This is a genomic window from Pseudomonas sp. 18058, assembly GCF_902706155.1.
GTDB classification, from domain to species: Bacteria; Pseudomonadota; Gammaproteobacteria; order Pseudomonadales; family Pseudomonadaceae; genus Aquipseudomonas; species Aquipseudomonas rustica.
Window position 1 is genome coordinate 1 of record NZ_CACSJY010000127.1, and the last position, 515, is coordinate 515.

General features: G+C 64.3%; 1 protein-coding gene. It reads right to left on the reverse strand.

Annotated features, from left to right (window positions below; all coding sequences use genetic code 11):
• Window positions 1–515, reverse strand: a 515-nt coding sequence (locus tag GVL50_RS28470) for an AMIN domain-containing protein (protein WP_178124231.1), incomplete at both ends; no start/stop codon positions are given.

Genomic DNA, 515 nt, shown 5'->3' on the forward strand with positions numbered 1-515 from the left:
GGCGTAGTTCAGCTGGAAGGCCTGGGTGCGCAGCGGCTCCAGCTTCTGGATCGCGAGCGCGGCCTCGTAGTCCTTCTTGGTGCGGGCGTCGATCTCGTCCTTGGGCGCGATCCACAGCACGGAGCCGGACTTCTTCATGCCCAGGCCCTTGGCGTCCATGATGATCTGCAGGGCCTGGTCCCACGGCACGTCCTTCAGCCGCAGCGTGAGCGCGCCCGTCACCGTGTCGGAGGTGATGATGTTGAAGTTGGTGAAGTCGGCGATCACCTGCAGCAGGGAGCGCACTTCGATGTTCTGGAAGTTGAGCGACAGCTTCTCGCCGCTGAAACCCGGGCCCTGGGTGAGCTTGTTCAGGTCCACCTTCTTCTGGCGGACCTCGACCACGAACTGGTTGTCGCTCTGGTAGGCGCTGTGCTCCCACTCACCGATCGGCTCGATCGTCATGCGCACGCGGTCGCCCTGGGGGTTGGTCGTCACGATGCGCACGGGCGTACCGAAATCGGTCACGTCCAGGC